General features: G+C 38.4%; 6 protein-coding genes and 1 riboswitch. All 6 genes read right to left on the bottom strand.

Going from position 1 to position 10360, the window contains the following annotated elements; genetic code table 11:
* Positions 1-159 precede the first annotated feature (159 nt).
* On the bottom strand, positions 160-672 hold the full coding sequence (locus LZ480_RS19110) for a GNAT family N-acetyltransferase (protein WP_241371136.1): 513 nt from the start codon (positions 670-672) through the stop codon (positions 160-162).
* 184 nt (positions 673-856) lie between these two features.
* On the bottom strand, positions 857-4288 hold the full coding sequence (metH, locus tag LZ480_RS19105; RefSeq protein ID WP_241371135.1) for a methionine synthase: 3432 nt from the start codon (positions 4286-4288) through the stop codon (positions 857-859).
* On the bottom strand, positions 4281-6125 hold the full coding sequence (locus LZ480_RS19100) for a bifunctional homocysteine S-methyltransferase/methylenetetrahydrofolate reductase (protein WP_241371134.1): 1845 nt from the start codon (positions 6123-6125) through the stop codon (positions 4281-4283). Before LZ480_RS19100 ends, metH begins: the two co-directional genes overlap by 8 nt.
* Before the next feature lie 105 nt (positions 6126-6230).
* A riboswitch (SAM riboswitch) is annotated at positions 6231-6329 on the bottom strand.
* 152 nt (positions 6330-6481) lie between these two features.
* Positions 6482-7867 (bottom strand): protoporphyrinogen oxidase, encoded by a 1386-nt coding sequence (hemG, locus tag LZ480_RS19095; protein WP_241371133.1) that lies wholly within the window; start codon positions 7865-7867, stop codon positions 6482-6484.
* A 149-nt stretch (positions 7868-8016) separates the two neighbouring features.
* A complete protein-coding gene (locus tag LZ480_RS19090) occupies positions 8017-9312 on the bottom strand; it encodes a globin-coupled sensor protein (RefSeq protein ID WP_241371132.1) in 1296 nt (431 codons plus the stop codon).
* 456 nt (positions 9313-9768) lie between these two features.
* Positions 9769-10251, bottom strand: a complete 483-nt coding sequence (locus LZ480_RS19085) for a chemotaxis protein (protein ID WP_241371131.1) — start codon at positions 10249-10251, stop codon at positions 9769-9771.
* Positions 10252-10360 lie beyond the last annotated feature (109 nt).

Genomic DNA, 10360 nt, shown 5'->3' with positions numbered 1-10360 from the left:
AAACAGCATTTCGCGGCATTTTGTAAGATAGATTGTTTATATAACTTTTTTGCAATTCCACTAAATGCGCATAATCACAAGGATTTGATAGCCTAGTTCAAGCATCCTTCCACAAATTGTGATTCGAAAGAGAAGCCGTAATAGTTAGCTATAATTACTTTAATTTTCTTGAGGGTTTTCTGGTCCATGTAAATCAAGTTGATAAAATACTAAGTCTAACCAACGATTAAATTTATAGCCCGCATTGCGGATTGTTCCACTATACGTAAAGCCTAGTTTTTCATGAATGACAATACTTGCTTCGTTTTCTTTATCAATCCCTGCAACCATCGTTTTTACTTCATGCTTCGTTGCGTAATCTATTAGTCCATGCATTAATTTTGTCGCGATGCCTTTTTTGTAATGACCTTTGTGTACATATACGGAATGTTCCACTGTATAATGATACGCTGGATACGCTCGAAAGCTACCATACGTCGCATAACCCGCTACTTCTCCATCAATATCAAACACCATAAGCGGTTCTCCGTTTTGTTGCTTTTGCTCAAACCACTGCATTCGTTGCTCAAGTGTTTGTTCTTTATACATATAAATTGCTGTTGAATGTAAAATATTATCATTAAAAATTTCTAAAATTGTTGGTATATCCTCTTTTGTCGCTTGTCGAATCATTGGTAACCCCCCTTAAATTTAGAAAACCGTCCTATTCAAATTAGGACGGCTCGTTAATCAATTAAGCCCGGTGTAATTGCATCTGGATTCGGCTTTTCGCACACACAAAGAACTCCTTACCGAATTCATGACATCCGCACGGGCTTAACTTCTTTCAGCGGGCATTTGAACACCCGTTAATAATTTATACGTTAAAGTAACGCGCATCTGGATGTGCAAACACAATCGCCGATACACTTGCTTCTGGTTCCATCATAAAACCTTCAGTTAATTGAACACCAATTTGCTCTGGTTTAAGGACAGTAAATAATTTTTCTTGGTCTTCTAAATTTGGACATGCTGGGTAGCCGAAACTAAAGCGTTGCCCTTGGTATTTCGCTGCAAAACGGTCGCGCATCGAGAAGTCCGTTGCATCAGGGAAGCCCCACTGGTCGCGGATTTCTTGATGAATTCGTTCGGCAAATCCTTCTGCAAGCTCTAACGCTGTCGCTTGCAAAGCATGACTTTCTAAAAATCGACCTGCTTCTTTTAATTCATTCGCTTTACTACTTACATCTTTCCCCGCTGTAACAACCATTAGCGCAATATAATCCATTTCTCCGCTAGTAACTGGTTTTAAATAATCAGCTAAGCATAAAAATGGAGCAGTTTGCTGACGTGGGAATGTGAAACGTTGAATTTCTGTTTTCGCATCCTCTGGGCTGTAGATAACTACATCATCCCCATCTGATTGCGCTGGGTAAAATTGATACATGCCCGAAGCCTTTAATGCACCACTATTTAAATAGCCTTGCACTAAATCATTTAACAGGATTGCGCGGTCATCTTGTTCCGCCATTAGCTGCTCTAAATTCCCTTTTAAGCCTAAATGATGCCCAATTAATGTACGCAAATTCACATAAGGCTGTAAGTGTGCGACTGAATAATTACGTTTAATATGTGGAACTAAATCTTTTGGTGTAAATACTGGCGCATCTCCTACCGTACGAACTGGCTTTTCGGCAACCGCTACCGCTGGACGTGCCGCGCGTTTCGCATCCGCCCCTATTCGCTGTTCACGCGCTGCTTTTATTTCCGAAATTAACTCTTGTCGTTCATTTTCGTTCATTAAACGATTGGCCTGCTCCAGCCCCTGCATAGCATCTTTTGAATAAATCACCGGTCCATCATATTGCTCAGCAATTTTAGTTTCAGTAAAACGACGCGATAATGCAGCGCCACCTACTAAAATCGGAACATCAATCCCTGCTTCTTTAAAATCTTGTGCGGTAATCACCATTTGCTGTGCCGATTTCACTAGTAAGCCTGATAACCCAACAAAGTCTGGCTTTTCTTTACGAATTGCCTCAATCAATTGCGCTGGTGTCACTTTAATTCCTAAGTCCACAACACGGTAACCATTGTTACTTAAAATAATATCAACTAAGTTTTTGCCGATGTCATGCACATCACCTTTTACCGTTGCTAATACCATTGTCCCTTTACTCGCGCTCGTGTCACCTTTTTCCATAAACTGTTCTAAGTGAGCTACAGCTGCTTTCATTACGCCTGCACTTTGGAGTACTTCCGCAACGATTAATTGGTTGGCATTAAACAACCGTCCAACTTCGGCCATTCCTGCCATTAGGGGACCGTTAATAATATCAAGAGGTGAATCAAATGTTTGACGTGCAGCATCTAAATCTTCAATCAGCCCTTCTTTTGTACCTTCTAAAATGTAGTATGCGAGACGTTCTTCAACCGTTGCCGGTAATTCTTTCACGACCGCGTCTTTCTTTTTATCACGATAAAAGTCGGTAAATACTGCTAATGTTTCATCATTTGTATTGAAAATTAAATCGTTTGCTAATTTAATTTCCTCTTCTGGAATGGATGCATAACGCTCTAATTTTTCTGTATTAACAATCGCATAATCTAAACCTGCTTGTGTACAGTGATACAAATACACTGCATTTAACACTTCACGGCCAACTGGTGGTAAACCGAATGATACATTACTTACACCAAGGACCGTTAAACAGCCCGGTAAATTTTCTTTAATAAGACGAATGCCTTCGATTGTTTCTTCTGCCGCACCTATATACTGCTCATCCCCTGTACCTACTGGGAACATCAGTGGATCGAAAATAATATCCTCTGGTGACATGCCCCATTTTTCCGTTAACAATTTATAGGAACGCTGTGCAACTTCAAGTTTTTTCTCGCGTGTAACCGCCATCCCAATTTCATCGATTGTTCCAACAACAAGCGCTGCGCCATATTTTTTTACAAGCGGCATAACCGCATCAAAGCGTTCTTCTCCGTCTTCTAAGTTTATGGAGTTAATAATTGCTTTCCCCTGTGAAAACTTCAGTGCCTCTTCCATTACTTTCTCGTCCGTTGAGTCAATTACGAGCGGCACTTTTACTTTTTTCACAACTTCTTGCATGAAGTTTTTCATATCCTCTACTTCATCGCGGTCTGGGTTGGCTAAACAAATATCAATAACATGCGCACCATTTTTCACTTGTGCACGGGCAATTTCAGCCGCTTCTTCAAATTTACCATCAATAATTAAGTTTTTAAATTTACGTGAACCAATTACATTTGAGCGTTCGCCGATAAATAATGGACGCATCGACTCTTCGTATTGCAGTGGCTCAATGCCTGAAACGACATGACCATGTGGCGACTCTTGTGGCTTACGTGGTGCATAATTCGCTACCGCATCTCGAATTGCGGCAATATGTGCTGGTGTTGTCCCACAGCAGCCCCCTACAATATTTAACCAACCTTTTTCCGCAAAGCCTTGTAGCTTTTTCGATAAAGAATCTGGTGTTTCGTGGTAGCAGCCTTCTTCATCAGGAAGTCCAGCATTCGGATAACAGCTAATATAGCCATTTGAAAGCTCTGCTAATGAACGAATATGATCCGTCATAAATTCTGGACCTGTCGCACAGTTTAAGCCTACCGATAACGGCTTAATATGTTCAATTGAAATATAAAATGCTTCAATGGATTGACCGGCCAATGTTGTTCCCATCGGCTCAATTGTTCCCGAAATCATAACCGGAAGCTCTTTCCCTAATTCGGTAAACGCACGATGAATGGCAATTGTTCCAGCCTTTACGTTTAACATATCTTGTGATGTTTCAAGTAGTAATAAATCTGAACCTGCTTCAATTAATGTTTTTGCTTGTACATAGAAGTTTTCTTCCAATTCATCAAATGTAATACCGCCTGTTACTGACAGCGTTTTTGTTGTTGGTCCGATTGCACCTGCAACAAAACGCGGCCATTCCGGTGTCGAAAATTCACGCGCTGCCTCTAATGCAAGTTCCACGGCGTGTGTATTAATTTCAACGGCTTTGTGTCCTAAATCATATTCATTTAGTACAAGGGGTGTACCACCAAATGTATTCGTACAAATAATATCTGCCCCAGCTTCTAAATAAGCACGGTGCACCTTTTTTAATACATCTGGGCGTGTGATGACTAAGTTTTCGTTACAACCATCTAATTCCTCGCCACCGAAATCTTCATATGTTAAGTTTTCAGCCTGTAGCATCGTCCCCATGGCACCATCGATGATTAATATTCTTTTTTGTAATTGCTCATGAATTGGATGTTTAGACATGTGATTTTTCTCCTTTATGTTTCGCGTCATACTGTTTTACATACTCCATTAACTCCAACGTCATATCATAACGTAAAAACGGTGTTATTAAATAAATCCCATTGAAATACTGACACGCTGTATCTAATAATTCTTTTGCGATTGCTAAACCCTCTTTTGATGCTGCTTCTTTATCATCACCACATGCCGCCATCCGTGCTAATACTTCTTCTGATAGCTTAATTCCAGGCACTTCATGATGTAAAAATTCTGCACTCCGGGATGATGTCAGGGGCATAATCCCAATATAAATTGGTGTTTCTAAATGCTTTGTTGCCTCAGAGATTTCGATAATTTTTTCTTTCGTATAGACCGGCTGCGAAATGAAATAATCTGCACCATGCTCAATTTTTTTCTCTAAGCGCTGAACTGCACGATCTAACACACGGACATTTGGATTAAATGCCGCTGCTACAGAAAAATTCGCTTGTTTTCGTAAAGATTTCCCGGTAAATGATCCACCTTCATTTAGTTGCTTAATTAGTGAAATGAGCTCCATTGACGACACATCGTACACGCTTGTTGCCCCTGGGAAGTCCCCTACCTTTGTTGGATCACCTGTTACAACTAAAATGTCATGTAACTCTAACGCATCGAGTCCCATTAAATGTGACTGGAGACCAATTAAGTTACGGTCACGACATGTTAAATGTGGTAAAGAACGAACACCGTGTTCCTTTAAAATCGCTGCCATTGCAATATTACTAATTCGTGGTGATGCGAGCGAATTATCGGCCATCATCACAACATCTGCGCCTGCCTCCGATAGCTTTTTTGCACCTTCAACAAAGCATTCAATTTCTAAATGACGTGGCGTGTCTAACTCTACAATTACTGAACGCTCTCGCTTTGCTTTTTCATGTAGTGGCTCATGCTTGCGAGGCTCTGCTACACGGACAAATTCTGTACGCCCCTTTGTCTCCGCCTTTTCTTCAATCGGACTTAGATTCGCTAAACGCTTTTTCGCAGCCGCAATATGCTTTGGTGTTGTTCCACAGCAACCGCCGATTAAACGGACACCTTGATTCACTAATTCTTCAGCGGCACGCGCAAAATAATCCGTTTCCGATTCATAGACAACACGCCCATCTTCTACATCTAAAAGTGAAGCATTCGGATAAGCGGACAAATAAGCATTCTTTGGTAGACTTACTTGCTCAAATGCTTGAATTGTATGGAATGGACCAAGACGACAGTTGCTTCCAACAATATCTGCACCAAATCTTTCTAAATCATGTAGCGCCTCATTGAATGACATACCATTTTGCAATACGCCCGCTTCTTGCATTGTTACTTGCGCAATAATCGGAAGGTCTGTTAGCTCACGCAGTGCATGTACACAAAGCGATAATTCTTCAAAGTCATAATACGTTTCTAGTAAAAAGCCGTCTGGTTCACCAGCTAATAGCACCTCAGCCTGTTCTTTAAACGTTACTAAAATTTCTTCCAAGGTAGCATCGCTTTTACGAATCCCACGAATTCCACCAATTGTTGCGAGCACATACTGTCCACCCGGTGCTGCCGCGCGCTTGGCAATTGCTAGTGCAGCTTCATTAAATTCTTTAACACGCCCCTCATAGCCGTAACGCGCTAGTTTAATAGCATTGGCACCATAAGTATTTGTTTGAATAATGTCTGCGCCAGCCGCTATGTATTCACTATGAATTTTTTCGATAATTTCAGGACGTGCAATATTCATTTCTTCATGACAGTAATCTAATCCATATGAATATAATAATGTGCCAATCGCACCGTCTGCTGTTAGCACCTTTATTTTTAAATCTTCAAGTAAACCCATTGCTTTCACTCCATTATTCACAGTATTTTCAGTATTTTAGTGATACAAAAAAGCCTTCTTTTTTAAATAAAAAAGAAGGCTTCAATCATGACGAACTTAGTTCCCTTCTCATCTTCTGGCATTTGCCAACTGGATTTAGCACCTGACTTTCGTTGGTTGCTGAAGCTTCATCGGGCCAGTTCCCTCTACTTCTCTTGATAAGAATTTTATGAATTTTTCAGATAATTAAGTGAATCATACCGTTATCACACACGAACGTCAACCCTTTATGCAAATAAAGTAAAACTTCCTACTTTGCAAACGTTTTCTTTGTAAAGAACCGGGATATTAATCACTTTTTAACAGGATGTGATTATTTATACAATCTGCGAACTAATTTGTTCGGCTGTTTTTTTACCGTTTTGGATACATGCGCCAATGCCCACACCAAAATACGAGCATCCTGCTAGTAACACATTTGGATAACGAAGTGCTAATTCTTTCACAACAACACTGAGTGCTTCGTTATGCGCTAAATCATAACGTGGCATTTTGTCGATCCATTTTGTCACATTCACAACTGTCGGCTCAGCTTCAATACCAAGACTTAGCTTAATGTCCTCTAGCGCAACTTGTGTCAGCTCTTCATCAGTCATCACCGCTAATTCTTCGTAGCGCGGGTTAATGTTCTTATAAAAGAGACGAACAAGTAAATTTCCTTGTGCCGATGTGTGCTTCCATTTACGACTTGTCCATGTTGAGGCATTACATATTAAATCGGAATGATGCGAAACGATAAAACCCGTACCATCTGTCGGGAGTACACTATCTGCAACATCAAAGCCTACATACATCGTTAGTGCAGAAGCATTCGTGAATTTTTCAAGTTGTTGGTTAATCACAGCGTCTTGTAAAACAGCTCGAACCGTTTCATTCGGTGTCGCTAGAACAACGAAATCAGCTAAAATTGTTTCGTTATCTAGCACTACATCATATTGTTCCCCGCGCTTATGGATTGCTTGAATGGCTGTATTTTTCTTGAATTCTACTTTTGTCAGCGTTTGTTCTAAACGATCAATTATCGCCGATAAACCTGATTTAAAAGAAATAAATTTTTTATTTGCAGCTTTGTCAAATTGCTCTTTATTCGCTTCAAAACCTTTAATAATCGAACCATATTTGTTTTTGTAATCGACTAAGTATGGCAATGTTGAATTCAAGCTAAGTTGATATAAATCTCCCGAATAAACACCGGCTAACACTGGGGCAATTTGATTGTGCACTATTTCTTTACCTAAAAAGTATTCTAAAAATTCACCTATTGAGCTTTCTTTTGTGAAATTTGTGTTCGGCAACTGTAAATCCTCAAGCGACCGTTGCTTTCCTTCTTCTGAAATGAGCGTGCTTGCCATTAATGACTCCACACTCATGGGAATGCCAAATGTCGAACCGGCTGGAATCGCGTGTAGCTCGTTATTCGTATGAATGTATGAAATTCCTGTTTCGTTGTACACAAGCTCCTGTTCAAATTCTAGTTCCTGTACAAGCTCTAATACTCCCGGATGACGTGCCACAATGGAATCAGCACCCGTTTCCATAATGAAGCCACCTTCGTGCTCCGAATGTATTTTCCCACCTAAATACGGATTTTTTTCAACTAATACTAAACGCGCTCTTGCATTTTTATCAGCAAGCTGTTTTTTCAAATAATGCAACGTCGTTAATCCTGTGATTCCGCCACCTACCACTACTACTGTTTTCATTTTCATTCTCTCCTATTAATTCGCGCTCTTGTTCTTATTTCAGTATAAGCTCTTTTAGCGAAAAATTGGACTGACGGATATTACAAATTTGTATATAAATCAATCAGAAAAAACGCATGCTAAAGAGTTGCTTTAACATGCGCTAATTTTTATTTTTCTAATGATTGCGAAACATTTGCTAACGCATCCGCTGCGTAAGTTACTTCATCAAAGGCACTACCTAGTTCTAAAATAACATCGCCAATTTGTTTTACTTCGTGTTCTACTAAATTATTTTGCGTTTTTGTCGCATCCATTGATTCCACAATTGCATTAAATTGTATTTCTGTATTGTGCATACTTTCTTCACCAACAATTACCGCTAATTTAATTTCCTCCAGAGACTTTTGAAGCTTAGTTGTACGAATATTTGTATTTTGTAATAATGCTTCTACATTAATTGCCGATTCTTTTGTTTGCTCTGAAAGCTTACGCACCTCTCCAGATACTACACCAAAGCCTTTACCCGCTTCTCCAGCACGCGCCGCTTCAATGGCCGCATTTAATGCAAGTAAATTAGTTTGGTTTGCTATGTTTGTAACGATGCCCATTGTGGATTCCATTTCTTTTGAAATTTCCGTTAGCTTGTCCATTTCCTCCGAAATCATCGCCACTGAATGTTGAATCGCATTCATACTTACCGCTTGCTGTTGGATTTGAACTTTCCCTTGATGCGCTTGCTCCGTTGTCTTTTCTGAATAATCGATGGCTTTTTTCACATAAGCAACCATCACTTCTGATTGTTCAGTCAACATTTGAAAAGAAGCATTTGTTTGTTCTGAAATAGCTGCCAAGTTAGCTGATGACCCTATGATAGCATTGCTAACTTGACGTTTCTCTTGCTCTAATTTTTCCTTCATCGCTTCAATAACAAACTCATATTCCTCAAGAACAACTTGTTGCTCAAAGTTTAACATTTTTGAAATAGCTGTAATCGTATGATAGCATTGGCTCTCATGCTTGATATTCAGTTGTACTAAACGAATAAAATCAGTGAGTATACTTTGGAACGCACCGATGTACCATTTCGTTTTTAGACCAATATGAACATGGACGCGTGCAATTTTTTTTCGTTTCTCCAAATATTCCAAGTCGATGACACCACTAAACATTTCACATATATGACGCTGTAACGTTACTTTCAAGCGGTTAACTGAGCTATAGTCATTAATAATATCTACCAAACTCTGTTCCAGTCCTAAATTTGTGTAAAACGTATCCACAATTTGATCGATATTTTCATCCACATGCGGTTTAAATACTTTTAGATATTTTAAATCCTCTTCAGTTAAATTTAACATTTGTAATTGCTTTTTTACATCTGTATTCCCTTTAACCTCTAACTTTACAGTTACTTTCCTCAAATCCACTGCTTGTACTTCGTAATTTTTTTTATAAAAAAACATCCGTGACCTCGCCTTTTTCTTTTTGTAACATAGGGGTATTTATTTTTAGGAACATTAATTCAAAATAAGACTTAACACCTTTACGCATTCATCTAGAATGCTTTTATGTCATTAACTAAATCCTATAAAATTTTTCTCTATACAATCATTCTATTATAATTAAGCGTTAGAACCTTTAAAATACTAACTCTTCTTTTATCTAGCAATCTATGCTTTCGCACTAGAAATTTAACACAAGACTAGTTATTTCCGATTATTATAATAAAAGTATTACAAGGAGTTCTTTCAAAATTTTAAATCGAAAGCCTCACTGAATTAAGTTCATATTTGGGATTCATCACCCACTAATAGAAGGATATATGCTAACGCATGTTAAAATATGTAAATGTGTATCATTTAAAATACTAAAAATAAAAAGCCCATCACAAAACATGTGACAAGCCTCTCATCAAACTATTAAAGAATTTTTGCTAATGTAATCATTTCTGCCTCAATAGCAGCAGAACGTTTTTCAAAATATTGAATACGTTCTTCACTTCGATTATTTAAATGTTGTTCTGGATCTAACATATTAATTGCATCACTTACAAATAATTTTAACGTACGGATGCCTGATTCAATCTTGCGGACCTCTTTCCCATAAACGATTGCCGTGTTATCTGTCGTCTTACCCTTTTTTATCTGAAAAATATTTGTATTAATTAATTCATCAATTTTATTGTAACGATTCATTTGTTTATCATTCATAATTTGAATTTTTTGGTTGTACTTAATGACATCTTTACTTTCTAATCCTGTTTGGCCATATCCTTTTAAGTATTCCACAATTGTACATAATGTTGTTAAATTTTCTCGTTGCTCAGCTAACACTTGATTTAAACTTCGAATAGTACTCTCATCTTGATTAGAATTGGCGTGTTGAATTGAAAACATAAACATAAAAATTTCCCTCCCAGACTACTTTCTTTCACTTATATAGTTCCTAGATTTTTTCCATATTAAACCTAAAATTCTTCACTTTTATTCTGTTTAACGGAAACGGTTTCAT

Origin of the sequence: Solibacillus palustris, from assembly GCF_022549215.1 — a bacterium.
Lineage (GTDB): Bacteria > Bacillota > Bacilli > Bacillales_A > Planococcaceae > Solibacillus > Solibacillus daqui.
Note: the sequence above shows the minus strand (reverse complement) of the source record. Positions and strands in the feature narration are given on the sequence as shown.

Coding starts and splice junctions, on each gene's coding strand:
- LZ480_RS19110 (WP_241371136.1), bottom strand. CDS start 672: ATGATTCGACAAGCGACAAAAGAGGATATACCAACAATTTTAGAAATT.
- metH (WP_241371135.1), bottom strand. CDS start 4,288: ATGTCTAAACATCCAATTCATGAGCAATTACAAAAAAGAATATTAATC.
- LZ480_RS19100 (WP_241371134.1), bottom strand. CDS start 6,125: ATGGGTTTACTTGAAGATTTAAAAATAAAGGTGCTAACAGCAGACGGT.
- hemG (WP_241371133.1), bottom strand. CDS start 7,867: ATGAAAACAGTAGTAGTGGTAGGTGGCGGAATCACAGGATTAACGACG.
- LZ480_RS19090 (WP_241371132.1), bottom strand. CDS start 9,312: ATGTTTTTTTATAAAAAAAATTACGAAGTACAAGCAGTGGATTTGAGG.
- LZ480_RS19085 (WP_241371131.1), bottom strand. CDS start 10,251: ATGTTTATGTTTTCAATTCAACACGCCAATTCTAATCAAGATGAGAGT.